The organism is Streptomyces sp. NPDC127177 (assembly GCF_042672475.1).
Lineage (GTDB): Bacteria > Actinomycetota > Actinomycetes > Streptomycetales > Streptomycetaceae > Streptomyces.
Map to the genome: position 1 here is coordinate 1 of NZ_JBHXUW010000013.1, position 26,402 is coordinate 26,402.

The following is a 26,402-nucleotide window of genomic DNA, read 5'->3' on the forward strand; positions in this document are numbered from 1 at the left end:
GCCGGGTGCCCGCCCCGGGGGGGGGGGGGGCGCCCCCCCCCCCCGGGCCGTGGCCGCTCAGAGCAGCCCGGTGACCGTGCCCGCGCCGATCGTGCGGCCGCCCTCACGGATGGCGAACCCGAGGCCGGTCTCCAGCGGTACGTCCCGTCCCAGCTCGACGGTCATGGTGACCGTCTCACCGGGGCGCGCCACCGCCGCCGCGCCGAGGTCGACGTCGCCGACGACGTCCGCGGTGCGGATGTAGAACTGCGGCCGGTAGCCGGTTGCGACCGGGGTGCTCCGGCCGCCCTCGCGCCCCGAGAGGACGTAGACCTGCGCGGTGAAGCGCCGGCTGGGTGTCACACTGCCCGGCGCCGCCACGACATGGCCGCGACGGACCCGGTCGCGCTCGACACCGCGCAGGAGCAGCGCGACGTTGTCGCCGGCCTCCGCGGACTCCATCGGCTTGCCGAAGGTCTCCAGACCGGTGACGACCGTCTCCATGCCCGCGCCCAGCACCGACACCCGGTCGCCGACGCGGACGGTGCCGCGCTCCACGGCGCCGGTGACGACCGTGCCCCGGCCGGTGATGGTCAGGACGTTCTCCACCGGCAGCAGGAACGGCGCGTCGGTGTAGCGCACGGGCATGGGCACGTACGTGTCGACCGCGTCGAGCAGCGCCTCGACCGTACCCGTCCAGTGCGGGTCGCCCTCCAGCGCCCGCAGGCCCGACACCCGCACCACGGGCACCGTGTCGCCGCCGTACCCGTGCGCGGACAGCAGCTCGCGCACCTCGAGCTCGACCAGGTCGGTCAGCTCGGGGTCGCCCGCGTCCGCCTTGTTCAGGGCGACGACGATGTGGTCGACGCCCACCTGGCGGGCGAGCAGCACGTGCTCCGCCGTCTGCGGCATGATCCCTTCGAGCGCGGAGACGACGAGGATCGCCCCGTCGAGCTGGGCGGCGCCGGTCACCATGTTCTTGATGTAGTCGGCGTGCCCGGGCATGTCGACGTGCGCGTAGTGCCGGGTGCCGGTCTCGTACTCGACGTGCGCGATGTTGATGGTGATGCCCCGCTGCGCCTCCTCCGGCGCCCGGTCGATGCGGTCGAACGGGACGAACGTGCCGGTGCCGCGGTCACTGAGGACCTTGGTGATGGCGGCGGTCAGGGTGGTCTTGCCGTGGTCGACGTGGCCCATGGTGCCGATGTTGAGGTGCGGCTTGGTGCGCACGTATGCCGTCTTGGGCATGGCTCATTCCTTGGAATTCGAAGCTGAGAAAAGAAGACCCCAGGGCCCCGCCGACCCTCCCCTCACGGGGTCCGCCGGACTGTCGGGGGAGGGTCAGCTTCGGGCGCCGCCGATGGGCGCTGCGGCAGCGGTGAACGCTGCTGCGACTGCAACTGCCGTTGCGGTGGTGGGCGCGACGTTCGCGGCAGCCTTCGGCGTGTCCGCGACTGCGGACTGCGCTGCGAGGAAGGCGTACCGGAACATGCTCCGATCATGTCCGACTGCCGCGCACCCGTCGAACTATTTACGGCGGACGGTACGGGAGTTGGGCCGCGGCTCCGCAGACGGTCTCGGGCGCCGCAGAGCTGCTTGGTGGCCTCGCCCACGGACGGGCCTACGGACAGGGGCGGGAGGCCGTCCCTGGCACCGTCGGCAACCTCCCGTACGGCCTGCGGACCGGTCTGGCGTACTCACGCAGGTACTCACGCAGGCACCGGCCGGTCGCCATGCGGACGAAGAACCCGGGATGGCCGGCGCGGCCCAGGCAGTGCGGGGTCGACGGCCGTCGGATGCAGCGCGGTGAGGTGCTCCACCACGGTGCCGGCCAGGGCACTGCGGGGGATGCGGGGGCCGGTGCGATGCCGTACCGGGCGGCTCCGACTCCGTCGCCCATAACGGTCACATTACGGCGATCACACATGCGGTCGGATATTCTCCCCGAATGTTCGACCCCCTCCCCGCCACCCGGCCCGCCAGTGGCCTCGCCGTGCGCTGCACGAGGGTGTTGCTCTCGCCCTGGTCCCGGCTCTCACTGCTGGTGGCGGTACTGCTCGCCGCCGCGACGACGATGCTGCTCCTCGAACCGCAGCGGCTGCTGGCCTCCGGCTGGCCGGCCCAGCTGAGCGGCGGGACCGTCGCCGTCCTGCTGTTCGGTCTCGCTTACGGCGTGTGCACGGTGGCATTCGTGCCCCGGCCACTGCTCAATCTCGCCGCGGGCGCACTGTTCGGCACGCAGGCCGGCCTGGCGGCGGCACTGGCGGGCACGGTGCTCGGCGCGGGCGTGTCGTTCTGGCTCGGCAGGGTGCTGGGGCAGGACGCGCTCCGAACGCTGCTGCGCGGACGCTGGATGCGTGCGGCGGACGGACAGCTGAGCCGGCACGGCTTCCGCTCGATGCTGGCCCTGCGGCTCTTCCCCGGTGTGCCCTTCGCCGCCGCCAACTACTGCGCCGCCGTTTCGCGCATGGGGTATCCCCCGTTCCTGGTGGCGACGGGTCTCGGCTCGATCCCCAACACGGCCGCGTACGTGGTGGCGGGGAGCGAGGCCTCGTCCCCGACGTCGCCCGCCTTCCTGGCCGCGATGGGCTTCATCGTGCTGACGGGGGCCGGAGCGGCGGTGGTCGCGTGGCGCAGGCGTCACCGGCTGGGGGCCGAGTGATGTGGCCGTGCGGCCGCCGGGGGTTGTCGTAACCGTGTTCACCTGAGGGCGATACGCTGCCCGCGACCGACAGACGATCTCCGGGCCCCGTGGCCCCGCCCTCACACGACCGCAATCCGCACGCTGCCGACGGCCCCAGGCCCGTCGGACGATGCATGATCACTTCAGGATGGCCCAAGCCCCATGAGCTGGTTCGAATCCTTCGTCCTCGGCCTCGTTCAGGGACTGACCGAGTTCCTGCCGATCTCCTCCAGCGCGCATCTGCGGCTCACCGCGGCGTTCGCGGGCTGGAACGATCCGGGGGCGGCGTTCACCGCCATCACCCAGATCGGCACGGAAGCCGCAGTCCTCATCTACTTCCGCAAGGACATCGTCCGGATCGTCGGGGCGTGGTTCAAGTCCCTTACGGACCGCTCGATGCGGAGCGACCACGACGCCCAGATGGGCTGGCTGGTCATCGTCGGCTCCATCCCCATCGGTGTGCTGGGCGTGACCTTCAAGGACCAGATCGAGGGCCCGTTCCGCGACCTGCGCCTCATCGCCACCACACTGATCGTGATGGGCATCGTCCTCGGCGTCGCCGACCGCCTGGCCGCCCGTGACGAGACCGGTGGCAAGCACCGGGCGATCAAGGAGCGCAAGTCCCTCAAGGAACTGGGCGTCAAGGACGGCCTGATCTTCGGCTTCTGCCAGGCGATGGCCCTGGTCCCGGGTGTCTCCCGGTCCGGCGCCACGATCAGCGGTGGGCTGCTGATGGGCTACACCCGCGAGGCGGCGGCACGTTACTCCTTCCTGCTCGCCGTCCCGGCCGTGCTCGCCTCCGGTGTCTTCGAACTCAAGGACGCGGGCGAGGGACATGTGGCCTGGGCGCCGACGATCTTCGCCACGTTCATCGCTTTCGGTGTGGGGTACGTCGTCATCGCGTGGTTCATGAAGTTCATTACGACGAAGAGCTTCATGCCGTTCGTGATCTACCGGATCGTGCTGGGGGTTGCGCTGTTCGCCCTGGTGGGGGCAGGTGCGCTGAGCCCGCACGCGGGCGAGTCCGCGGGCTGAACCAGGGCCGCACGGGTAGCGCCGTCCAAGACTTCCCAGCGACCGACCGCATCACCACGCCATGATCATCTCCCACTTGTCTCCCACCCAGGAGACCGGGAGACGATCAGTCAGACGTGCGCAGCTCTGAGGACCTGATCTTCCCGAAGGCACCCCGCACCGGTCCGCTGCTCGCCCACCGGGGGCCGTTCGCGACGCCGATGGACCCTCCTCGGTACCTGCACCTGTGGATGGCGCTCGACGACGTGCACGGGGAGAACGCCGGCCTCCACTTCTACCGCCGCAGCCACCGCCTCGGACCGGCACGCACGTGTACACCAAGGAGGGGGCGGGGCTTCCGTCCGTCGAGGAGTCCGTGCTGGACCGGCTCACGCCTACCGGGTGCAGCCGGACTTCCCGGCCGGGTCCGCTGCGCTCTTCGACGCATGACGGTCCGCTGGAGCAAGGCCAACGTCACCGACACGATGAGGATGGCGCTGGTCATCGCTGTGCGCGGCACGGCGACGAGGGTCTCCGACGACCAGCGGATCTTCGGCAGCATCGTGGCGCGGGTGCTCAAGCGGATCGAGACCGACTACCACGTCGGTCATGGGCGCCGAGAACTTCCGGGCGCACGACACCCCGCGCACGCCGGCGATGAAGCTGATCGACTCGAATGGGTGGGAGACGGTCGACTGCTGACCGCGGACCGAGGCCGTACACCCGCTGTGCGGGCGCCCCTGCCCCCCCGCACAGCGGGTGTGCCCACTGGCTCAGCGGTCGGCCCAGGCAGCCTGCAGCAGGCGACTGAGCCTCTGGTCGAGACCGCGGGTGAGCGAAGGGTAGGTGTGCCGGCCCAGGTGCCTGTGCTCGAACACCTGGCGGTAGTCGCGGGCGAACGCCGGCGCGGCCTCCCGGAACACCTCCGCCTCCCGCTCGCCCAGGGTCTGCAGCACGGGAACGTCGATCGGCCGGCTCTTCTCGAAGACCCCGGCCCGCTCGTGCGCGGGCGACCGCCACGCGGACATCGCGATGAAGAACCGCACGTCCCCCAGGCCCACGTCGTTCCCCAGTGCCTGCCGGTGCAGGGCCGCCGAGGCCATCGCGGCGCCCTCGCCGAATCCGGCGACGCCGACGATCGGCCCGTGCTCCTCCGCGATCGACCTGAGGTAGCGGAGGACCGTCTCCAAGCCCGCCGCGGGATCGGGACCCCCCGTGCCTGCCGGAGCGTCGTGGTACCGGTTCCACAGCTCCGGGAATCCGGCCTTCCACTCCCGGTAGGTGCCCGCGGGGTCGTACAGGCCCTCCTCGGCCAGGGCGTCCAGGCCCCTCATCTCCAGTTGCTCCGCTGTACTGAAGGCCGGCATCGCGTAGGGCGCGTCGGGAATGACGAACTCCAACTCCTCGCGCCTGGCCCAACCGGCCTTCTTCAGCATGGCCCGGGCAAGGCGCCCGTCGGTTCCCCGGCCCGGCAGGAACAGCACCCGGTGGCGGCGCGGCGCGTAGACGCTCACCGAGCCGAAGTCGCGGTCTCTGACGCGCCGCTCCACGGGAGCCGCGGGGTCGCGGCGGTGGAGCAGCGCCATGGTGGGGGGCATCATCGCCCACAGGCCCTCCGAGTGCTCCGCCGTTCCGCCCATCAGTTCGGAGTAGGCCCGCCACTCGGCTTCCCGCTCGCGCTGGAAGCGGTCGAACGGGCAGAGCTCCACGGTGCGCGAGGCGATGTTCCGCTTCGCCCGCTCGATGAAGTCCCACAGTTCCACGAGCAGCCGCTCGGTGGCCGACCTGCTCGAATCCCCGACGGATATCCTGCCGAACAGCGCTTCCAGTTCTTCCGGGTTGTCGCGGAAGTGCAGGTACGCCTCGGCGAAGGCCTGAAGGAAGAACACATAGCTGGAGCAGAGGAGGGACTTCGCCTTCCGGGGGATCTGCGCGCCGTCGTTGTAGGCGAGCAGGTTGGGGTCCCCGTCGATCCAGAGCCCCTCCACCGTGGCGCCCTCCCCGAAGATCCTCGTCAGCAGGGTCCGGTCGGTGGTCGATCCCAGGCACTTGACCAGGACGTCGGCCTCCACCTCCAGCCCGCTCGCGGTGACGACCGAGCGGGCCGTCACACGGTCGATCTCGCTCTCCACGACGGTCACCTTGCCGAGGGCCTGGGCCAGGAAGTACAGGTCCGAGGCGGCCGGAACCGTCGACTGGTCGAGCACGAAGCTGCCGTCCGCGTCCCGGGAGAGCGAGGGAAGGGACTCCACGTCCATGCCGCAGAGCTCGTAGAACGGCCGCATGATGTCGACCACGTCGCCGAGCGGTGTGGCTCCCTCGCTCGAATTGATCAGCCAGTTGCAGAAGGTGGACACCACCAGGTTGCGCCGCCGGCAGATGATCGTCACATGGCGGGCACCGTTCTCCAGGGCCGTTCGCATGTTCTCCAGGGCGAAGGCGCCGTGACCGACGACGACGGCCGACGCATCCGTGAACGCCTCGGGCGGCGTATCGTCGGCGACGCCCAGTCCGATGTGCCCGTTGAAGAGGTGCTCGTCACGGAAACGGTGATGCACGGGCTGGTGGAGCCCGCCAGTGAGCGCTGCCACGCCGGAGACGCGCACGGACCCGGTGACGCCGTCCTGGCGGTAGACGGCCTCGTACTCCCGGTCCCGGATCCTCCTGACGGAGACCACTTCGCAGTTGAAGCGGATCGGCTCCGCGAGCCCGCAGGACAGGGCGTCCGCGTCCTGGAGGACCTCGCCCCGGTCCGGGAACACCGATCGCCACCGGTGGTCCCCACCGGTCGTGGGCGAGGCGCTGTCGAAGCTGTACGCGGGCGAGTCGATCTGGACCCGGGAATCCTTGTTGGCCAGTGAGCTCCACACACCGCCGGCCCGGTCCCGCTTCTCCATCACGATCGCCGCTACGCCCATCTTCTCGAGGCGTCGCGCGAAGCCGATCCCGCCCAGCCCGGCCCCGATGACCAGGACCGGCAGGCGCGAAGGGGCGGGCTCGGGCGAAGCGGCGGCGGTGCGGTGCGCGGTGTCGCGCGCGGGCCCCTGCCGCCCCGGCGGCCGCCGCGAGGGCTCCCGCCTGGCGTGTACGCGCTCGTTCGACCTCTTCTGCATGTTCTCGAAGACGTAGTCCACCAGCGAGTGGACATCGGCCGACTCCACGGCGAATTCCATCGGAAGCACGACTTTCAGGTCGGACGCGATCCGGTTGCGCAGCAGCACGCCGCCCAGCGAGTCCAGGCCGGACTCCCCCAGGGTGGCGTGGTCGTCGGCCTTCCTTCCCAGGGCCGCCCCGGCCGCCGCGCGAACCACCTGCTCCACATGGCTCCGCACCGGCGGCGGCACGGGCACGTCGGCCGCCCGTCGGGGGGTGAAGCGTGAAACGAACCGGTTGCCCAGCGACACCGTGCCCCAGTCCAGCGGGGAGACGCAGGCCACGCCCCGCTCCTGTCCGGCGAGGAGCCGGTCCAGCGCCGCGACCCCGAGGTCGTCACCGATGACTCCCAGCCCCGCGCGGCGTGCACGCTCGGCCGCGCCGTGGCGCACCGCCATGCCCGCGTCCGACCACGCCCCCCACTGGATCGCGAGGGCGGCCTCGCCCCGCAGCGCCCAGGACTCGGCCAGCGCGTCCAGGGTGGCGTTGGCCGCCGCGTGGCTCGCCTGGCCGGCCGCGCCGAAGAGCGAGGACGCAGAGGAGAAGAGCACCAGGAAGTCCGGCGGAGCGAACACCGTCCGGAGGTTCTTCGCGCCCTCGACCCTGGCCCCGTACGCCTGGCTCAGCTTCGGCTCCGACTGGTTCGCCAGGACGCCGTCGGCCAGGACCCCCGCGGCGTGGATCACGCCCGCCACGGCCGGCATGCCGGCCTTCTCGATGGCCTCGCGCACCCGCCGGACGCTCCGCAGGTCGCTCACGTCGCACTCCAGGGACTCCACCCTCGCCGCTCCGCGCAGCCCCACGGCACCGAGCGGCACGGCGGATCCGGCGCCCGCCGACCGGGACAGCAGCACCACGTGCCGCGCACCCCGGTCGACCAGGAACCTGGCTGCCACCAGGCCCAAGGCTCCCGAACCGCCGCTGACCGCGTACGTCGCATCCGGTCGGGCGGCGAAGCCGCCACCGCCGACCGCCTGCCGCCGCAGGCGCGGCACCTGGAGGAGACCGGCGCCGGTGAAGCGGTACTCCTCCTCCAGCGATTCGGCGCGGCTCAGGGTCAGCGCCCGGAAGAGCTGCTCCCTCGACGCCTCGACGCAATGGACCGACAGACCGGTCCGCTCCATCCGGGCGGTGCGGCCCAGCCCCCGCAACCCGGCGTCGTCGACCGCGCCCGCGACCGGCAGGAACACGACCCTGCGCGGCGCGGGCGGCGTCGCGGCCAGGCAGGCCTGCAGCACCCGCAGCCCCGCCGCCACATCGGTCTCCCGCCCGTCGCTCAGCACCGCGACGCAGCCCCAGGAGCGCTCCCGAAGCACATCGCCGAGCGGATCCGAGGCGCGCACCACACGATGGACCCAGCCGTCCGGCAGCTCGGCGTCGACGGGTGAGGCGGACAGCAGCAGGTGGGGACCGGGCAGGGAGGCCCCCGAGGTCCCCTCGGCCTCGACCCAGACCGTCGAGTAGAAGCAGTCCGCGACTGCGGACGGTGGCACCGCTGCCGTCGGTACGCTCTTGGGCACACTGATCATGTCGGCACTACCTGTTCGTACGGTCGGCGAAGGCCTGCGGGTCCGGTCCGCGGCGGGCTACGGTGTCAGCCACGTTCGGTCTCGCTCCGCCCGAGGTCCCGGAATTTCTTGGTCGCGATGCTCACGCAGAGCGAGGGAGAGAGCCTGAACAGCCACCAGAACAGCTTCCAGACCTCGGGAACCACGACGATCCCCTTGTTCCTGGCGACCGCGTCGAGGGACTTCCTGGCGAACTCCTCCGCCGATATCGGCTTCTGCTCCTCCCACATCGCCCGGGTCATCTCGCGGGTCACTCCGGCGACGGTGCGGCCGTACACACCGCCCTCGATCAGGGGGGTCCGGATGACGCCCGGGCACAGCACGCTCACCCGGACTCCGAGCTGGGCCGCCTCGATGCGCAGGTTGTGCGAGAGGCCGACCACGGCGTGCTTGGTGGTCACGTAGGAGGTCGTTCCCGCACTCGGCACCAGGCCCGCTAGGGAGGCGGTGTTCACGATGTGGCCGAAACCCTGGTCGATCATGAGGTTGTAGGCGGCCTGGACGCCGTTGACGACCCCGCCGAGATTGACGTCGATCATGCGACGCCAGTCCTCGATGAGGTAGTGCCGGGCCCCCGCACCCATGCCGTGGCTGATGCCGGCGTTGTTGAAGAGGTAGTCCAGCCGCCCGGTCCGGGCGACGGTCTCCTTGACCAGCAGCTCGAACCTGGCGTGGTCGGTGACGTCGAGCAGCGCAGCGGTCGCCTTGCCGCCGGACTTCCGCAGGGCGGCGGCCACCTCCTCGGCCTGTTCGAGCTGGAGGTCGGCCAGGACGACCTCGCACCCCCGGGCCACCAGCTCCTCGGCCAACGCGCGCCCGATGCCCGAGGCGGCGCCCGTGATGATCGCGGTGGCGTCCCGGTAGATCCTGATTCCGCTCTGTGTCGGCATGACCGGATGTCCTTCCTGGATTCCGTGCCCTCAGGCACGTGGTTGGGCGGTCTGTTCCTGAAACTCGCGGAGCGATTTCAGGTCCTGCCCGAAACGGTTGATGGTGTGCGCCTGCGTGGAACCGCTGCCCGGCGGCAGGAGGTACTTCACGAAGTTCGCGAGTGTCCCGCTCGGTCCGAGGTCGATGAAGGTCGCGTCGCCGGCGGCGGCCAGCTTCTCGACGGTCAGCGCGAATTCCACCGGATGCCGCACGGCGGCCCAGATACCGTCTGCCGTCACCTCGGCGACCCGGTCCGCCGAGGCGGACGAGACGATCGGGATCCTCGGGGAAGCGAACGTCACGGTGTCGAGCATGCCGCGCACCTCGGCCTCGACGGGGTCGACGAGTTCCGTGTGCACGCCGTGGTTGACCGGGAGCCGCTGGCAGACGATGCCGGCTTCGCCCAGGGAGCGTTCGAGCCGTTCCACCGCCGCGACGCGGCCGCTGAACACGAAGTTGCCGTCGAAGTTGCGTCCGGTGACCCAACAGTCCTCGAACAGCCCGGCACGCTCGCGCACGAGCTCCTCGGTACCGAGGACCGCCAGCATCGCGGACGGCGGGGTCCGCTCGGCCAGCGTGCGTGCGAATTCCACGGCGAAGGAGATCCCGCGTTCCAGCGGGAACACCTCCGCGACCACGGCCGCGGTGATCTCCCCGAGGCTGTAGCCCACCAGGGCGTCAGGGCGGTACCCCATCTCCTGCACGAGCCGGGTGAGGCTGTACTCCACGCACAGCAGCGCGGCGTTGGAGTCCGCCATCGAGTCGAACGGATCGCTCTTCGTGCGGTCCTGGTCAAAGATCGTGTCCACCACCGACTTACCCAGGACAGGGAAGGCGATGTCGTCGCAGTACTCCAGCCACAGCCGGTAGCGCGGGTGGCTCTCGTAGAGTTCGCGGGTCATGTGGAAGTACTGGGAGCCCTGCCCCGAGTACATGAACACGGTCGACCTCGTCATCGCAGCCCCTCTTCCGGAGGTCTCGGCGCGGGACGGCGAGGCCGTCCCCATCAGCATTTCTCCAGGCAGACGGCCGCGCTGATCCCGCCGAAACCCATGCTCAGGCTCACTGCGGTCCGGACCTCGTGCTCCTCCGCCTTCTCGCGCACCCAGGGGAACGCCTCGTCCAACGGATCGGCCAGGTTGCGGGTGGGATGCAGCTTCCCCGCCCTCATCTGGAGAAGCGTGGCCACGATCTCCACCGCCCCCGCGGCCGTCAGCCCGTGCCCGGTGATCGACTTGGTGGCGTTGATCCGGGCGTGGGTCAGTCCGCAGCGCGCGAGCGCCTGGAGCTCGACCGCGTCCCCGGTCGGTGACCCGGTTCCGTGCGGGTTGACGTAGTCGATGTCCGACGCGGACAGGCCGGCCTCGCTCAGCGCCGCGCGGACGACGGCCGCCTCCCCCTCCACCGAAGGGTGCGGGTTGCGGGTGCCGTCCAGGGCCCTTCCGCCGCCGAGGAACCGCGCGTACGGCGCCGGTTGACGGCGTTCCCCCGCCCGCTCGACGACCACCGCGGCACATGCCTCGCCGAACACGAACCCGTCGTGACCCCGGTCGAAGGGGCGGCAGGCCGCGGCCGGGTCGTCGGCCCAGCGGGAGGAGCCCATGGCGCCCATCGACCGGAACGCGAGGCATTCCCAGTACGACAGGTCCATGAGCGCGCCCAGGGCGATGCAGACGTCGACCTCGCCGGACTGCACCGCCCGCACGGCCTGGAGGACCGCGAGCAGACCGCTGGCCGAAGCCCCACCGACCGTGTGGGCGAAGCCCCGGATCGGGAACTGCTCGGTGCAGAATCCGCACAGGTCGGTGTCCATGAAGCCCATGCCGTAGGTCGGGCGCAGGAATTCGGGGCGGTCCGCGTGGCGGGCGTGCAGCAGGGTCAGCTCCCGCTGCTGGACGTTGGATCCGCCGACCACGAGGCCGATCCGCGACGGGTCGGCCTCGTCCAGTCCCGCCTCGTCCCATGCCTCGGCCAGGGTGGCCAGGGCCGCCCTGGCCGAGAGCGACGCCGTGCGCACGGTGCGCGCGGAGATGCTCCCGGGCAGGGTCGGCTCGCTCATTTCCGCACCCGGGAAGGGCGTGGCCGCGCCGCCGGTGGCCGGGGGCGGAGGCACCCGGCCTGGACGCCGCATGAATCCGAAGGCGTGCCGCCCTTCGAGGAGTGCCGCGCGGAAGTCGTCCTTGCCCTGGCCCACCGCCGTGGTGATGCCGAGGCCGGTGACGACTACGTCGGGGCGGTCAGCTCGCGGACTTGGCATGGAGGAGGTCCGCCAGTTCGCTGATGTTCTTCGCGTCGGCCAGTTCGACCAGGGGGACGTTCAGCGACAGCGACTCCAGGGTCATCATGATGATCTCTGCGCGGTCTATGGAGTTGGCCCCCAGGTCGCGCAGCGAGTCGGAGGGGGTGAACCGGTGCCCTTCGAGCTCGGGGAGCACCTCGCGGGTGTGTTCCACGATCAGGTCGAAAACCTTTGTGTCCGGCATGTGGTCAGCCTCCTGCGTAGTGGGATGTGATGAGGGCCCGGACCTCGGGCTGGTGGAAGGTCTTGGCGTGCATGGCCACTTCGCGCTCGATGTAGCGCGGCAGCTCGGCGCGGAGCTCGGCCACCAGATGGCTCTTGAGCGTGACGAGCGAGACCCGGGGCTTCTCGGCCAGGGTCTCGGCCAGTTCGAGCGCGTGCCGCAGCACCTCGGCGCGCGGCAGGACCGGGAAGGGGACGCCCCGCTCCTTCAGCTCGTGGCCGTAGTAGGTGTTCGCCGAGAGCAGCATCTCCCCGGCCAGGCTCGCTCCGAGCTTTCTGGGCAGGATCAGGGTCGCCCCCATTCCCGGAGTGAACCCGTACTTCATGAAGTTCGTTGTGTAGATGCTCTCCTGGCTGAGAATCACGAAGTCGGCGAACATTCCCATGGCGAAGCCGCCGCCGATGCCGTGGCCCTGCATCGCCGCGATGACGGGCACGGGGCACTCCAGTGCGAGGCCGTAGATGTCGGCATCGGTGAAACTGATCCGGCGCTCCTGGATCAGCAGCAGACTCTCCTTAGTACCGCCGCTCGCAAAGTAGTTGCCGTAGCCGGTGAGGACGACGGCTTTGCACCGCTCGTCGGCGGCGACCTTCGCGAAGGCGTCCTGCAGACCCGTGATGAGCTCATCGGAGAAGGTGTTCTTGTGGAGCCGGTCCTGCATCGTGATCTGGACGACGGAGGGGGCGATCTCCCGGTACTCGACGGTCGGGCTCTGCATTCCTACTCTCCTTCCCAGGGGAACTGCCCTGTCTTCACGTAGCGCTCGATCTTGCGCAGGTTCTCCTCGTCGGAGAACACCTCCGCATTGGCCTCCACGGCCTTGTCCCGGGACGGGAGCAGGATGTCGTCGAGGTTCCGGAGGTACTTCTTGTAGCGAGCCACTCCCGTCTTCGGGAGGTAGCGCAGCCGCAGGAGGTGCCGGCGCAGCGGGTGGGCGCTGTTCTCCGCGCTGGCGTCGACGAGCCCCCAGTCCACCGCCTGCCGGGCGGTGAACGGCTGCGTCATCAGGGTGATGTAGTTGGACCGGGCCGGGCCCACCTTCCTGGTCAGGAAGGGCAGCACACAGGCCGGCATCAGCCCGAACAGCAGCTCGGACAGGCTGAAGGTCACCGTGTCGGCGCACACCACGATGTCGCAGGCGGCGACGAACCCCAGTCCTCCGGCGTTGACCTTGCCCTGGACGTGCGCCACGGACACGAAGGACCCGAGGGCCAGGGAGAGCCAGAGGTCGTAGAGGGCCGCCGCGGGTGACTCCCCGGTCCCGCCCGCGCCGTCGCCCGCGCCATCGCCCTCGGCGAGCTCCCCGAAGTCGGCGCCCCAGCAGAACACGTCCGGGAGCCCTTCCAGGACGAGGACGGTGGCGTGCTCCTCGGCGAGGCGCAGCACGTCGGCGCACTCCTGGACCAGCCGGTGGTTGATGGTGTTGCCCGCCTCGGGCCGGTGCATCTGGAGGAAGCAGATGCCGTTCTCGAAGCGGACCTTGACCGTCTCGTACTCCGCCGTGTTCAGGACACCCACTCGTACTCCCGGTGGAACTCGTCGATGCGCTTCAGGTAGAGCAGCTCCCGGCCGCTCCAGGTGCGGGCCCGCGGCAGGACATCGGAACTCAGGAGGGCGTTGCGGGTGCCGAACCGCACCGCGTGGTTGGCCTTGAGCAGCGAGTCGTACTCGGGCATCGACAGTTCGTACCGGCCGTCGAGGTGCTTGTCCATGCCGAGGGCGCGAGTGCGGTCCTGGCTCTCCTGGCGGGACACCCCGCTGAAGAACTCGGAGCAGCAGCCGGAGCCGTAGGAGAAGACGCCGATGCGCTGGGGCTCGGAGAGGTCCGCGTTGTCGATGGTGCTGGCCAGCGACAGCATCGTCGTGGCCCCCATGATGTTCCCGACGCGCTGGCAGTACGTCAGGCCCGGGTGCATGCGTCGCCGGAAGTCCTCCTCGATGGTCGCCGGGCGCGCCTTGGCGACCTTGCGCATCAGGTTGCGGTGGGCGCCCTTGATCATGCCCCCGAAGGGCGTGTGGAAGGCGAGGTAGCCGAAGGTGGAGACGAAGTCCACGTCGCCGACGCGGCGCTGGTACTCCAGGAAGGAGTTCTCGCAGCAGTCCAGGTAGGAGAGCAGGGACAAGTCCGCGTTGCCGGCTTCGCTGTCGGGCTGGGGGCGGCAGGTGTCCATCACCTCGTAGCCGTAGTAGCCGCTCGCGCCGACGTCGATCTGGAAGATGTGCGGGGTGTCGCTGATGACCATGGCCACGGCGCCGGCGCCGCCGCTGGGCTCGGCGAAGGACCAGTCCTCGGAGAGCGCGTCACCGCTCTCCGCGACCATGAAGCGGGTGATGTCGGTGGCGATGACCAGGGCCTTCGCGCCAGGCGAGGTGCCCGCCAGGATGAAGTTCGCGGCCGTCTGGAGCGCCGCGACCCCCGAGTAGCACGCGTTCTTGATCTCGAAGAGGCGGCAGTTCCGGTTCAGTCCCAGCAGGTCGTGGAAGTACGTGCTCATGGACTTGCCGAAGTCGAACGCCGACTCGGTGGCGGTGATGACCAGCTCTATGGAGTCCCGTTCCTCGGGCGACATCGCGTCGATGAGGGGCTTGGCCGCGTTGATGCCGAAGGTCACCGGGTCCTCGTACGGCAGTGCGACGGATTTCTCCTTCATGAGCAGGTTGTCGAACCTCGCGGTGTCGAGACTGCGGTGGATCGCCAGCTTCTCCACGTCGAGGTAGCAGGAGCCCGCGAAGAAGTTCATCGCTTCGATTCCGACGGCCGTCATGACTTCTCTCCCTGGGTTGTACGTTCGGTTTCGGTCCGATTCACTGTGCGGTCGGCACCGGATCCAGTTCCCGGAGATCGAAGTACCCTCGGTAGCCGCGCATGTAGACGGCCGCCCGGTGCCCGAAGAGTACGGTTGCCGCCGTGGCGGTCTCCAAGTCCCCGTAGTTTCCTGCGGTGGACCGGAACCGGGCCCCGACCGCATGGATTGCATTCCATTTCCGAACCATCTCTTCGGCGTTCTCGGGCGCCTTCACCACAGCCGGGGAAGGCACCTTTTCCGCATTTCTCGTCTCACGTCGAATCTTTTGCAGAAGCTTCGTCAGAACATTACCGTGCCCTATCTCATCGAATTCCATCCCAGGAATTTCGAGGAGGTGCTGCATCGAGTCGGACCAGCGCACCGCTTGCACCATCTGATCCGTCAGCCCCTCCTTGAGGAGGTGGTCTTCATAGGCCCTCGCCGTCACATTGGAGATCACCGGAATACGCGGCTTCGAAAAGGCGATCCCGGCCAGGAACTCCTCGAACTCGGCGCGAGCCGGTTCCATGTACCGTGAGTGGAACGCCCCGCTCGTCCGCAGCGCCATGAACAGGTGACTCCCGGTCTGGAACAGCGTCTTGGCCGCCTCGACGTCCTCGGCGCGCCCTGAAATCACGATCTGCGAGGGCGTGTTGAAATTCGCGAGATCGACGGAGTCGAGCCCGTTGTCTGCGAGGACCGTCCGGATCTCCGACTCCGAGGCGTTCAGGACGGCAGCCATCCCGCCACCCGAAGCGCGCCCCATCAGCTCTCCGCGCTTGCGCACCAGCCGCAGGCCGGTTTCGAAGTCGAACACCTCGGCGGCAAGCAGCGCGTTGTACTCACCAAGGCTGTGGCCTGCGACGAAGTCCGGAACCAGCCCGGTCTCGCGGATCCGCTGATAGTACGACAGGGCATTGACGACATACATCGCAGGCTGTGTGTACTGCGTCCGGTCAAGCAGCCCGTCGGGATCCTCCAGGCAGAGCTCCTGAATGGAGTAGCCGAGGACCGAATCGGCCGAGCGGGTCAGGTCCTTGAATTCGCCGAAGAGGGATGCACCCATTCCCTTGCGCTGCGCCCCCTGCCCGGGGAATACATAGGTCCTCATGAAAATTCCTCTCCTGCTGTGATCAAGTTCTACCCTCACCCTGCCAGAGAAGTTGCACCCACGGCTACCTCTATCTCGAGAGAATTGAGGACGCCGCGCACATCAACTCCTGTGCCATGCTCGCCGCATGACGGTTTCTCCACTTCTCCCACGGCGTACCGCGGGCCCATTGGTTGAACGCCCCGAGAGCCGGCCCCGTATGAATCTGAAGGTTGGCCGGATCGATATCGGTGTCCATGAAGGAGAGACGACTGCTGTAGCCGTAGTACCAGCGGAACATGAGGGCCATGCGCCGCTTCGGGGTGCGCTCGGCCCGCTCGATCTCCGAGGCTCGGCCCGTCCTCCGTAGATGCTCACAGGTCTCCAGCCAGACCTCGTCGGCGCTCTTCTTGAAGTAGGCGTCCTGGATCTGTCTGCGGGTCTCCTGCGGTATCTCCTCCCACGAGTTGTGGCTCTTGTACAGGGCATGCAGCCGGTTCGCCCTGGCGGGGAAAAGGACGCCCTTCCTCAGGACCTGGACCAGCGCGCCCATCTCGAACATGTCGCCCGCCGGGCAGTAGTCGGTGTCCTGCACGTCGATGGCCTGCAGGCGGTCCTTGACCGCGTCGCTGACGCCGGCCTCGACCGTGCACTGGTTGATGGATCCCGTCATGACGAAGTCGGCGCCCATGACGAAGGCCGCGGCGACCGCGGGCGGCGTTCCGATCCCGCCTGCGAGCCCCATGCGGATCTTTTCCCCGTACCCGAACTCCCGTGTCAGGCGATCCCGCAGGCTCTGCATCGACGGCAACAGCACGGTGGAGACCCCCCGGTCGGTATGGCCTCCCGAGTCCGCCTCGACGGTGAGGTCCTGCGCCACCGGCACCCGCCGGGCCAGTGCCGCCTGCTCGGGCGTGACCCGGCCCTCCGCCACCAGCCGCTCGACCATCAGCGTCGGCGCGGGCCGCATGAACTCGCGCGCCACCTCGGGCCTGGAGACCTTGGCGGTGATCCGCGTGCCGCGTTCGACGCCGCCCCCGGGCCCGTGCCGCAGCCCCGACACGTGGAACAGAACCAGGGCCGGAGTGACCTTGACGAACGCCGACGCCTCGATGATCCGCACCCCGTGGGCGAGGAGCCTCTCGACGTTGGCCATCTCCCGTTCCGGGTGCTGGAGGTCGCACAGCAGGTTGACCCCGAAGGGCCGGCCCGGCTCCAAGTGCCGCCGGATGTGCGCGATGTCGCTCGTCACCCGCTCGGGACTCAGGCCGGCGGCGCCCAAGAATCCCATGCAGCCCGCCCGCCCCATGGCGACCACCAGTTCCTTCGAGGCGATGCCCCGGTACATCGACCCCGCCAGATAGGCGTAGTCGATGCCGAAGTCCCGCCGGAAGGAGGCGCAGCCGAGCCGCCGAGCCGCGTCCTCACGGCGTTCCTCAGGCACGCTCACTTCGCCTCCCGCGCCTTCTGGTGGCGGGTGGCCCACGCCTTCGCCACGGGGAGGCGCCGACTCCGGCCGCCGGAGTAGAACAGCGAGCAGAAGGACCGCACCGTGGTGAGGGCCGCCGGGTCGCCCAGCATCACGAAGTGGTTCGCCGCGTCCACGTCGATCCGGTGGAAGTGCGGTAGCTGCCGCTGCCACTTCGTCCAGTAGACGGCGTGGTCCAGGACGACGCCCTCCTTCCCGGTGGAAAACAGCGGTTCCATCTCCCCGTAGAACAGGCCGCTGCCGTTGCGGAAGTAGAAGCAGGAGACCGAGTCGGGCCGGGGAAGCGGCGCGATGTCGTAGTCCAGCAGCCCGTAGGCGTCCTGGACCTCAAGATTGCGCAGCACAAGGGCGCGCAGCGGCTGCTCCTCCCCCTTCAGTCCCCGCTCCCGCGCGAGGGTGAGCATCTGGTCGAGCAGGCCGTCCTCGTCCTGGGTCCAGTCGATCTCGCCACCGGACACCAGGGTGGTGGCGAAGTCCTCCGGGGCGGGCTTGGAAGCCGCGAACAGCAGGGCGTTGACCTGCTGCAGCAGCATGTCGGTGCGCGACATGGTCACGTCCCCCACACTGTCGTCGTAGGTGTCCACCATGACGATGCTCCCGACCGTCATGCCCTGCTCCTGGAGCAGGCGCGTCACCTCGTAGGCCAGCAGGCCGCCGAAGGAGAAGCCACCGAGGTCGTACGGCCCTTCGGGCTGGACCGTGCGGATGATCTGCGCGTAGTGCGCCGCCAGGGCCGGGATGCCGTGCAGCGGCTCGCTGTCCGTCATCCAGCCGCGGGCCTGGATCCCGTAGAAGGGCCGCTCGATGCTGTCGGCCACCGAGGCGTACACCTCCACCCCGCCGAGCCCGCCGTGGAACCAGAACACCGGCCGGCCCTCCCGCCCGCCGTTGAGCGGAACGACCTCCGGGATGTGCACCGGAGCTGCGGACGCCGTACCGGCCCCGGCGGAACCGCCCGCCCCGGACCCGAAGCGGCGCAGCAAGTCCCGGGTCGACCGGCACTCGCCCAGCGCCCCGAGGTCGGCCTGGGGGTCGACCTCGGCCCGGAGCACCTGGAGCAGTTGGGTGGCCTGGATCGAGCTGAAGCCCAGGTCCTCCAGCGGCACGGAGAGGTCGAGTTCGTCCGCCCGCATCCCCAGCAGTTCGGCGACGGCGGTCGTGATCCGGTCCGCCGCGGCCGTGCCGGTCGGTCGAACCGCCGCGGGGGAAGCGGCCGGAGGCACCGCTGAAGGAGCGGCAGTCACGGCCGCGGCGTCCCGTCCGGGACGCGCGGGCACCCAGTGGCGCTTGCGGTCGAAGGGATAGCCCGGCAGGGACCGGAGGATCCGCGGGCTCCGGTCGCCGCGCCGCACCTGCTCCCAGGGCACCTTGCCGCCCCGCGTCCACACCAGCGCGAGCTTCTCCAGGTGGTTCTCGGCCAGCAGTTCGCGGACCAGGGCCTCCCCTGCCCGTCCGCCGAGCAGCAGGTCGAGGTCGGAACCGTCTCCACCGACATCGCCGGTGAACACGGGCACGGGGGCGGTGCCCCCCTCGTCGGCGAGGTAGTGGGTGACGCCCGCGACCAGCTCCCCGAGGTTCCCCGCCACCAGTGCCAGCCGGAACCGCATGGCCTCGCGCCCGTACCGGAGCGTGTGGGCGAGGTCCTCCAGGTCCAGGCCCTCCTGCGCGGGCAGGAACTCCAGCAGCCGGCCGGCGACGGCCCTCAACCGGTCCTCGGTGTGGGCGGAGAGGACCACGACCTGCGGCGCCGGCTCGGTGGCACCGGGGGCCGGCTCCGCGGCGTCATCGGCCGGGGGCCGCCCCGTGTACTCCTCCACGACCAGATGGGCGTTGGAACCGCCCGCCCCGAAGGAGTCGATGACCGCCCGCAGCGGGTACTCCCGGTCCTGCCCGTCGAGGTCCACGACGGGCCGGTGCCACGGCTCCGCCTCCTGCGGCAGGTAGAACGCGGTGCCCTCGAACTCCACCCCCGGATTCAGCGGGCCCTTCCCGGTGAAGGGAACCAGCCTGCGGTGCGTGAGCTGCAGGACCACCTTGCTCAGCTGGGCCACGCCCGAGGCCGCCTCCAGATTGCCCAGCGTGGACTTGACCGTGCCGACGGCACAGAACCGCTCGTCCCGGGTGTGCTCGGCGAAGGCCTCCCGCAGTGCCGCAAACTCGATGGCGTCGCCCATCTGGGAGCCGTTGGCCGACACCTCGGCGTAGCTGATCGTGCGCGGGTGGACCCCCGCCCTCCGTAGGTTCTCCGTGATCAGCTCCTTCTGACGGGCCGGACTGGGCACCATGGGGCCGCTGGTGCGGCCCTTGTGGTTGGTCGCGCTCGACCGGATGACGGCGAGGACCTCGTCCCCGTCGCGCACGGCGTCCGCCAGCGGCTTCAGCAGCACCGCGCCGACGCCCTCCGCGGGGATGAATCCGTCCCCGTCCAGCAGGGCCCGGCTCTCGGGGTCGCTCCCCGTGAGGCCGGTGAGGTCCAGCCCCGCGTACTTCTTGGGGTGCAGGGAGAGATTGACCCCGCCGGCGATCATCATGTCGCCGCCGCCGCGCCGCAGTTCCTCGCAGGCCATGTGGATGGCGACCAGGGACGAGGAGCAGGTGGTGTCGATCGCGAGACTCGGCCCCTGCAGGTCGAAGAAGTGCGAGACCCGGTTGGCGATGGCGCTGTGGCTCATCACCGAGGTGACGGACTCGTGCGCGGGGTCGGACGACAGCAGCTGGTAGTGCTGGTACATCGCGCCGACGTAGACGCCGACCCGGCCGCCGTGCGCGTCGCGCAGCCGGTCCCGGCTGTAGCCGGAGCTCTCCAGCAGGGTCCAGACACACTCCAGGAACAGGCGCGTCTGCGGATCCATGATCGCGGCCTCACGGGGTGAGACGTTGAAGAACGGTGCATCGAATCCGGCCACGTCGGAGAGGAACCCGCCCCACTGGGTGGGAGCCCCACCGGGCAGGTCCGGCGGAGTGCCGTCGGACGGCGCGTGCTCCCACCGGTCCCGGGGGACCTCAGTGACGCAGTCCCTTCCGGCGACCAGGTTCTCCCAGAACCCGGCCAGGTCCTCCGCACCGGGGTAGCGCCCGGCGAGTCCGATCACGGCGATCGCATCCTCGCGGGCCTCCGGCCGCTGCGCCGCGACCGGAGGCGGTGCCAGGGCCGCCGACGTCCGTACGACGGCGGCCGGGCACCCGCCCTCGGGCGCCGCGTACCCGGCGGGCTCCTCGCGGACCACGACGAGGCTCCGGACCACGTCCGGGTACGCCCGGAGGAGGTAGGAGCTCAGTTCGTGGAGGTTGCGGTACTCGAAGAAGAGCGTCTTCGACAGGGAGCCGAAGTCGGCCTCCAGCCGGTTGGTGACGGAGAGCGCGAGGACCGAGTCGATGCCGAACCCTTCGAAGGGCGCCTGCGCGTCGATCCGGTGGCCGGGCACCTGGATCACCTCGCTCAGGGTCTGCCGCAGCCGTGCGACCAGCGCGGTGCGGACCGGGTCGGCCGCATCGCCCGCGGCACGCGGGGGCCGGGCCTGCGCCGGGGCGGCCGGGGTCCGCGGCACGGGCCGGGGGGACGCCTCGGGCGCCACCGGCCGGCCGAGCACGGCCCGCCCGATCCGGTCGGCGTCGCCGGAGAGGACCAGGACCTGGCTGTGCGGCGCCGCCAGCGCGGCGTACAGGGCGGCGATGCCGTCGGCGGTCGGCAGCGGAGCCATACCCAGCCGCTCGTTCATCATCGCCTCGGTCCCGGAATCCACCCCCATCCCGCCCTCGGCCCACAGCGGCCAGTCGATCGACACGGAGGCGCCCGAGCGCTCCCCGCGGTCGACGAGCTCCCGCCGGTGGTGGGTGTAGGCATCCAGGAACGCGTTGGCCGCCGCGTAGTCGCTCTGCCCGGCGTTTCCGAACACCCCCGCCGCACCGGAGAACGACACCAGGAAGTCCAGCGGTACGTCCCTGGTGGCCTCGTCGAGGTTCACCAGGCCGGCCACCTTCGGGGCGAGGACCGCACGGCACTCCTGCGCGGTCTTGCCGCGGACGAGCCCGTCGCGGAGCACCCCGGCCGCGTGCACGATGCCGTGCAGCCGACCGTGCTCCCGCAGGATGTCGTCCACCAGGGAGCGCACCGCGCCGGGCCGGGCGACGTCGCCCCGGACATAGCGGACGTCGGCCCCCTGGCCGCGCAGGGCGGCCAGGACGGACTCCTGTTCAGGTCCGAGCGCCGAGCGGCCCGCCAGGACGATGCTCACATCGCTCGCGCCGGACGCCATGTCCTGGGCGACGAGCCTGCCGATGCCGCCCATTCCGCCCGTGACCAGGTAGACCCCGCCGTTGCGCCAGGGCACCGGAGCCGCGGCGGCCGGGTCGCCCGCGCGCCAGCCGAGGCTCTGCGCACGGCCGTCCCTGAACCGCAGGCAGGACGCCCCGGGATGCCGGAGGGCCTCGGAGAGCCGGGACGCCGTCTGCTCGGCGGTCCCACTCGGGTCGACGAGCACCACCTGCGGCAGCAGCCCCGGTTCCTCCGCCCGCGCCGACATGAGCAGCCCGCTCAGGCCACGGGTGGTGTCCAGGCCGGCCCCGTCGGGGACGACGAGTTGGACGCGGACCCCGTGCCGCACGCCCTCCGCCATCAGGGCCCGCAGGTGTTCCAGCGCCTGCACGGTGTAGTCGGTGAACCGCTCCGCCGGGCCGGCCTCGACCGAGGTCAGCCGCAGCAGGCGGGCCGCCGGATCCCGCTGCGCGAGGAGTGCTCCGAGGCCGGACAGACCTGGCAGGTCGGGCAGCTCGGGCACCAGCACGACGCGTTCCCGTGGTGCGGGGTCCGGGGCGCCGCCGGGTACGGCTTCCTGCCAGACCGGCAGGAAGCCGACGCAGGACACCGCGTCCGGCGCCGTCCCCCCGACCTCGCCGTCCAGGACGCGGTAGGACATGCCGCGGATCCGGACGCAGACCCGTCCCCGGTCGTCGCACAGGTCCATGTCGAGTTTGAAGACCGCCCCGTCCGCACGGGAGCCCTCGCTGAGGCGGATCCAGCCCCACAGCGACTCCGGGCCGGCGTCCAGCACTTCGAGTTCGTCCAGGGCGAAGGGCAGGGAGGGCTTCATGCCGGACACATCGAGCGCCACGGAGCCGCCGGTCGCGAGACCGATGCCGAGCGATGCCTGCAGGGTCGAGTCGAGCAGGCTCGGATGCAGGACGAACGCGTCGCGGCCCGCCCGGACCGACTCCGGGAGCACGAGCCGCGCCAGGACCTGGCCGCGGCCGACGTGCAGCCGCTCCAGACCCCGGTGGGAGGGGCCGTAGCGGAACCCGATCGCCTCGTACGCCCGGTACAGGTCCGCCGCGGTCAGCTCCGCCAGGTCGCAGGCCTCGCGGAGGGCGGACAGGTCGAGCACGGCCGGTGCCGCCGTCCTGCGCACCACCTGCCCCTGGCTGTGCACGACCGGTGCGGCGCCGGACGCGCCGGGCGGGCCGGCGATCTCGTAGTCGGCCTCGTCGGGGCCCCTGGGCGTGAGGGTCGTGACGAGGGTGACGGGCTCGGCGTCCACGGCCACCGGCCGCGCCCACACCACATTGCGCAGGGCGATGCCGTCGGTGCCGCTCACGGCCCCGGCTGTCCCCAGGGCGTGGGAGGCGGCGGCCCGCGCCATCTCCAGGCAGACGACGCCCGGCAGCACCTTCCGCCCCTTGACCACGTGGTCGGTGAGGAAGTGCTCCTCACCGGTGAACCGCGTGTGGTGCCGCCGCACGCCGAAGTCCGAGACGTCCTCGTGGAGCAGCGGGTGCGGCCCGGCCGCGCCGGGGCGGGCCGGGATGGGCGCCGGCTGCCCGGACGTCCAGTACCGGTCCCGGGCGAAGGGGTAAGTGGGCAGTGGCACGCGGGTGTGGTGACCGTCGGCGAAGAGGGCCGCGTAGTCCAGTTCGTACCCCTGGACGTACAGGTCCCGGACGGTGGCCAGCAGCTCCGCGCGGGCGGCCGGGTCGCCGCCCGCCTGCCTCAGGCAGTCGTTGCCGAGGCTGCGCAGCGCGGTGCGCTCCTCGATCCCCTGCGCGGGGACCTCGCCGATGCTGAGACGGGGGGCCTGCCCCGTGTCGAGCCAGATGCGCAGGGCCGCGGCCAGTTCGACGCCGTCCCGGACGACGCAGGCCAGCCGGTGCGCGAGGTGCCGGCGGCCGAGAAGGAGGGTGAAGGCGATGTCTCCGGCGTCCAGACCGGGCCGCCGCTCACAGTGCCCGATCAGGCGCTCGGCCTGCTCGGCGAGCTGTGCGGCGGTGGCCGCGGAGAGGGTGACCAGGTGCGTGGTGGGCGGGGTGCCGGAGGGGCGGGCGGCTTCGGGGCCCTCCTCGAACACGATGTGGGCATTGGTGCCGCTGACCCCGAAGGAGCTGACCGCGGCGCGTCGCGTGCCGTCCGTCCCGGCGTCCCAGGGCCGGCTCTCGGTGTTCACGTAGAAGGGGCTGTCCGTCATGTCGATGTGGACGTTCGGCCGCTCATAGTTGATCGAGGGAGGGATGGTCCGGTGCTCCAGCGAGAGCAGCACCTTGATGGCCCCGGCGACCCCGGCCGCGGTGATCGTGTGACCGAGGTTGGACTTGACGGACCCCAGCGCGCAGTACTCCGTGCGGTCGGTGTGGCGGCGGAAGGCGTTCTTCAGCGCCCGGTACTCGATCGGGTCGCCGAGCTTGGTGCCGGTGCCGTGCGCCTCCACCATCTGGATGCCGTCCGGGCGGATCCCGAAGGTGTCGTAGACCAAGGTCTCCAGACGCTCCTGGGACGCGGCGCTCGGCGCGGTGATCCCGTTCGACGCGCCGTCCTGGTTGATGCCTGAGCCGCGGATGACGCCGCGGATGTGGTCGCCGTCGGCGAGCGCGTCGGCGAGCCGCTTGAGGACGAGCACTCCGACGCCCTCTCCGGGGACGAAGCCGTCGGCGCGGTCGTCGAAGGTGTGGCACCGGCCGCTCGCCGAGAGCATGCCGGCACGGCCCGCCAGCACGTAGAACTGCGGGGTGCACTGCAGGGATACGCCGCCGGCCAGCGCCATCTCGGTCTCACCTCCCCACAACCCCTGACAGGCCAGGTGGACGGCGACGAGCGAACTGGAGCACGCCGTGTCGACCGCGATCGCCGGCCCCTGGAGGTCGAGGTGGTACGAGATACGCGCCGGCATCGCCGACAGTGCGTTGCCCCACATGGACTGCGGCGGCGCCTGGCCGCCGCAGAGCTGGGCGTAGCCGCTCTCCTGGCAGCCGACGTACACGCCCACGCGCCGCCCCCGGGTGCCGGAGCCGGCGTAGCCGGCGTCCTCCAGGGCCTTCCAGGACTCTTCGAGGAACAGCCGCTGCTGCGGGTCCATGTAGGTGGCCTCGACGCCCGAGATGTTGAAGAAGGCCGGGTCGAAGAGGTCGATCCCATCGATGAAGCTGCCGCGTTGGCCCGCGAGGTCCCACCGCGAGACGGGGTCCGTCAGGTCGTGTCCTTGGGCGAGGTGCTCCCAGAGCTCCTCGACGCCGGGTGAGCCGGCGAACCGGCCGCTCATGCCGACCACGGCGATGGGATCCCTGGACGTGCCGCCCGCAGTGGTCCGTTCCGCCTCCCGCCCTGCTCCGGTCCGGACGGCCCGTCGGGACGACGCGGTGGGCGGTGCCGGTGCGGCCTGCGTGGCAGGTGCGGGTGCGGACGGTGCCGGTGCGGACGGGAGGGCGTGGTCGACGATGTGCCGCGCCAGTCGGCTGACCGATCCGTGGTCGAAGAGGTCGGTCGTGGCGAGCTCGGTGCCGAGTGCGCGGTTGATCTCCTGGATCAGCCGCACGCCGATGATCGAGTCGACGCCGTAGTCCATGAAGGCGTCATCCGCGGCGATCTGGGACCGTTGGAGCTTCAGCGACCGCCGCAGCTGCTCGAAGATCGCGTCCCTGACCCGCGCTTCCTCCGCCTGCCCGGAGAGGGCGGCGGCCTCCCGGGCCTCGGGCCGGGCGGGGCCCTCTGCGGCCCGCTCCCCCGTCGGTGCCCCGGTCTCCCGGGCCTCCTGGCGGACGAGTCCGTCGCTCTCCGCGGCGATCACCTGGTAGCCCAACGCGTGCAGCCCCCGCGCCGGGAAGGACACCGAGCCGAACCCCTCGTCGTCGAGCACCTCCTCCCAGCCGTCCGGGGAGAGGCCGGGACCGCCCGGCATGCGCAGCGCGTCGTCCTCGTAGAGCCACCAGCCGTCGAGGAGGCCGAACGTCAGATGGGTGAAGAGCGGGTGCGTGGAGAGCTCGTTGGCGATGAGCACTCCGTGCCGCTTGAGCGCTCCCTTGGCGTTGCGCAGGGTCCGGCGGACGTCCTTCGTGGCGTGCAGCACGTTGGTCGCGAGGACGAGATCGTAGGAACCGAGGGCGATGCCCTGCGCCGCCAGCGGTTGCCCGACGTCGAACAACCGGTAGTCCAGATAGGGGTACCGCGGCCCGTACTGCTCCTCCGCGTGCATCAGGAAGGACTTCGACAGGTCGGTGTAGGCGTACGTCTCCACCTGCGCCGTGAAGGGCAGCAGCCCTTCGAGGACGGCGACGCTCCCGCCGCCGGTGCCCGCGCCGATCTCCAGGATGCGGACCCGGGCGGCCGGGTCGGCGCGCACGATCTCCCGCACCACGGCGACCGCGGCGTCCGCCAGGATCCCGTTGAAGCGGTCGGAGAGGGGGTTGTCCCGGTATATGGGCTCGACCAGTTCCATCGACGAGCCGGGGAACATCACGTCGGTGGCGAGCACCTCGCCGCGCAGGATTCCCGGCAGCGCGCGCAGGGTGGTGTCGAGGAGCGCCAGGCGGGCGCGCCGCGCCGCGTCCCCCTGTGCGGCGGCGACGTACTCCTCCCAACGCGACCACACCGCGGAGCCGTCCACCGGGACCGCAGGGACCGGGCCCGAGGCAGGGCCGCCGAGGAGGCCGCCTTCGCGCAGCCGCCGCACGGACTCGTCCAGCCAGCGCCGCAGCCCGCCCTCGGGGAGCGGCGGCGGGGTCGCCCCGGAGAACTGCCCCGCCTCGGTGAGTTGGAGCAGCAGCAGACGGCTCAGCAGCAGGTCCTCGTCCTGGGCGACGGCGTCGGCGGGCGAGGGGCCCGCCGCCGGGCCCCGCGCACCGTCCTGCTCCCGGCACAGGTGCCGCAGGGGGACCCGGGTGCCTTCGGGCACCATCGTGATGGCTTCGCGCCGAATGTTGTTCAGCAT

At 70.8% G+C, this 26,402-nt stretch carries 14 protein-coding genes and 1 pseudogene; 3 read left to right on the forward strand and 12 right to left on the reverse strand.

Annotation, left to right across the window (positions count from 1 at the left end; translation table 11 throughout):
• Positions 1 to 57 precede the first annotated feature (57 nt).
• Positions 58 to 1,227: an elongation factor Tu gene (gene tuf, locus ACFVJX_RS10760; RefSeq protein WP_384128387.1), complete on the reverse strand. Its 1,170-nt coding sequence runs from the start codon at positions 1,225 to 1,227 to the stop codon at positions 58 to 60.
• Positions 1,228 to 1,927: 700 nt separating this feature from the next.
• On the opposite strand from tuf, the gene ACFVJX_RS10765 reads away from it, so the two are divergent.
• The 3 genes and pseudogenes from ACFVJX_RS10765 to ACFVJX_RS10775 form a co-directional block, all read left to right on the forward strand.
• Positions 1,928 to 2,641, forward strand: coding sequence for a TVP38/TMEM64 family protein (locus ACFVJX_RS10765; RefSeq protein WP_384128389.1), 714 nt, complete (start codon positions 1,928 to 1,930; stop codon positions 2,639 to 2,641).
• Between the two features lie 183 nt (positions 2,642 to 2,824).
• A complete protein-coding gene (locus ACFVJX_RS10770) occupies positions 2,825 to 3,697 on the forward strand; it encodes an undecaprenyl-diphosphate phosphatase (RefSeq protein WP_384128391.1) in 873 nt (290 codons plus the stop codon).
• A 116-nt stretch (positions 3,698 to 3,813) separates the two neighbouring features.
• Positions 3,814 to 3,990, forward strand: a pseudogene (locus ACFVJX_RS10775) (phytanoyl-CoA dioxygenase family protein); the annotation flags it as partial.
• 459 nt (positions 3,991 to 4,449) lie between these two features.
• Here ACFVJX_RS10775 and ACFVJX_RS10780 read toward each other — a convergent pair.
• The 11 genes from ACFVJX_RS10780 to ACFVJX_RS10830 form a co-directional block, all read right to left on the reverse strand.
• Entirely contained in the window at positions 4,450 to 8,358 is a 3,909-nt protein-coding gene (locus ACFVJX_RS10780) for a KR domain-containing protein (protein ID WP_384128393.1), read from the reverse strand.
• A gap of 65 nt (positions 8,359 to 8,423) precedes the next feature.
• Entirely contained in the window at positions 8,424 to 9,287 is an 864-nt protein-coding gene (locus tag ACFVJX_RS10785; protein WP_384128394.1) for an SDR family NAD(P)-dependent oxidoreductase, read from the reverse strand.
• A 30-nt stretch (positions 9,288 to 9,317) separates the two neighbouring features.
• Complete coding sequence (locus ACFVJX_RS10790; protein ID WP_384128396.1) at positions 9,318 to 10,283, reverse strand: acyltransferase domain-containing protein; 966 nt, start codon at positions 10,281 to 10,283, stop codon at positions 9,318 to 9,320.
• Positions 10,284 to 10,333: 50 nt separating this feature from the next.
• On the reverse strand, positions 10,334 to 11,584 hold the full coding sequence (locus ACFVJX_RS10795; RefSeq protein WP_384128397.1) for a beta-ketoacyl synthase N-terminal-like domain-containing protein: 1,251 nt from the start codon (positions 11,582 to 11,584) through the stop codon (positions 10,334 to 10,336).
• On the reverse strand, positions 11,565 to 11,810 hold the full coding sequence (locus tag ACFVJX_RS10800; RefSeq protein WP_384128399.1) for an acyl carrier protein: 246 nt from the start codon (positions 11,808 to 11,810) through the stop codon (positions 11,565 to 11,567). Before ACFVJX_RS10800 ends, ACFVJX_RS10795 begins: the two co-directional genes overlap by 20 nt.
• 4 nt (positions 11,811 to 11,814) lie before the next feature.
• Positions 11,815 to 12,567, reverse strand: a complete 753-nt coding sequence (locus tag ACFVJX_RS10805) for a polyketide synthase (protein ID WP_384128401.1) — start codon at positions 12,565 to 12,567, stop codon at positions 11,815 to 11,817.
• Positions 12,568 to 12,569: 2 nt separating this feature from the next.
• Positions 12,570 to 13,367, reverse strand: a complete 798-nt coding sequence (locus ACFVJX_RS10810; protein ID WP_384128403.1) for an enoyl-CoA hydratase/isomerase — start codon at positions 13,365 to 13,367, stop codon at positions 12,570 to 12,572.
• Entirely contained in the window at positions 13,355 to 14,614 is a 1,260-nt protein-coding gene (locus ACFVJX_RS10815) for a hydroxymethylglutaryl-CoA synthase family protein (RefSeq protein WP_384128405.1), read from the reverse strand. The genes ACFVJX_RS10810 and ACFVJX_RS10815 overlap by 13 nt, the downstream gene beginning before the upstream one ends.
• A 40-nt stretch (positions 14,615 to 14,654) precedes the next feature.
• Positions 14,655 to 15,746 (reverse strand): ACP S-malonyltransferase, encoded by a 1,092-nt coding sequence (gene fabD, locus ACFVJX_RS10820; RefSeq protein ID WP_384128407.1) that lies wholly within the window; start codon positions 15,744 to 15,746, stop codon positions 14,655 to 14,657.
• A 70-nt stretch (positions 15,747 to 15,816) separates the two neighbouring features.
• Complete coding sequence (locus ACFVJX_RS10825; protein ID WP_384128409.1) at positions 15,817 to 17,175, reverse strand: PfaD family polyunsaturated fatty acid/polyketide biosynthesis protein; 1,359 nt, start codon at positions 17,173 to 17,175, stop codon at positions 15,817 to 15,819.
• On the reverse strand, positions 17,172 to 26,402 hold the full coding sequence (locus ACFVJX_RS10830; RefSeq protein WP_384128411.1) for an SDR family NAD(P)-dependent oxidoreductase: 9,231 nt from the start codon (positions 26,400 to 26,402) through the stop codon (positions 17,172 to 17,174). The genes ACFVJX_RS10825 and ACFVJX_RS10830 overlap by 4 nt, the downstream gene beginning before the upstream one ends.

Coding starts and splice junctions, on each gene's coding strand:
- tuf (WP_384128387.1), bottom strand. CDS start 1,227: ATGCCCAAGACGGCATACGTGCGCACCAAGCCGCACCTCAACATCGGC.
- ACFVJX_RS10765 (WP_384128389.1), top strand. CDS start 1,928: ATGTTCGACCCCCTCCCCGCCACCCGGCCCGCCAGTGGCCTCGCCGTG.
- ACFVJX_RS10770 (WP_384128391.1), top strand. CDS start 2,825: ATGAGCTGGTTCGAATCCTTCGTCCTCGGCCTCGTTCAGGGACTGACC.
- ACFVJX_RS10780 (WP_384128393.1), bottom strand. CDS start 8,358: ATGATCAGTGTGCCCAAGAGCGTACCGACGGCAGCGGTGCCACCGTCC.
- ACFVJX_RS10785 (WP_384128394.1), bottom strand. CDS start 9,287: ATGCCGACACAGAGCGGAATCAGGATCTACCGGGACGCCACCGCGATC.
- ACFVJX_RS10790 (WP_384128396.1), bottom strand. CDS start 10,283: ATGACGAGGTCGACCGTGTTCATGTACTCGGGGCAGGGCTCCCAGTAC.
- ACFVJX_RS10795 (WP_384128397.1), bottom strand. CDS start 11,584: ATGCCAAGTCCGCGAGCTGACCGCCCCGACGTAGTCGTCACCGGCCTC.
- ACFVJX_RS10800 (WP_384128399.1), bottom strand. CDS start 11,810: ATGCCGGACACAAAGGTTTTCGACCTGATCGTGGAACACACCCGCGAG.
- ACFVJX_RS10805 (WP_384128401.1), bottom strand. CDS start 12,567: ATGCAGAGCCCGACCGTCGAGTACCGGGAGATCGCCCCCTCCGTCGTC.
- ACFVJX_RS10815 (WP_384128405.1), bottom strand. CDS start 14,614: ATGACGGCCGTCGGAATCGAAGCGATGAACTTCTTCGCGGGCTCCTGC.
- fabD (WP_384128407.1), bottom strand. CDS start 15,746: ATGAGGACCTATGTATTCCCCGGGCAGGGGGCGCAGCGCAAGGGAATG.
- ACFVJX_RS10830 (WP_384128411.1), bottom strand. CDS start 26,402: ATGCTGAACAACATTCGGCGCGAAGCCATCACGATGGTGCCCGAAGGC.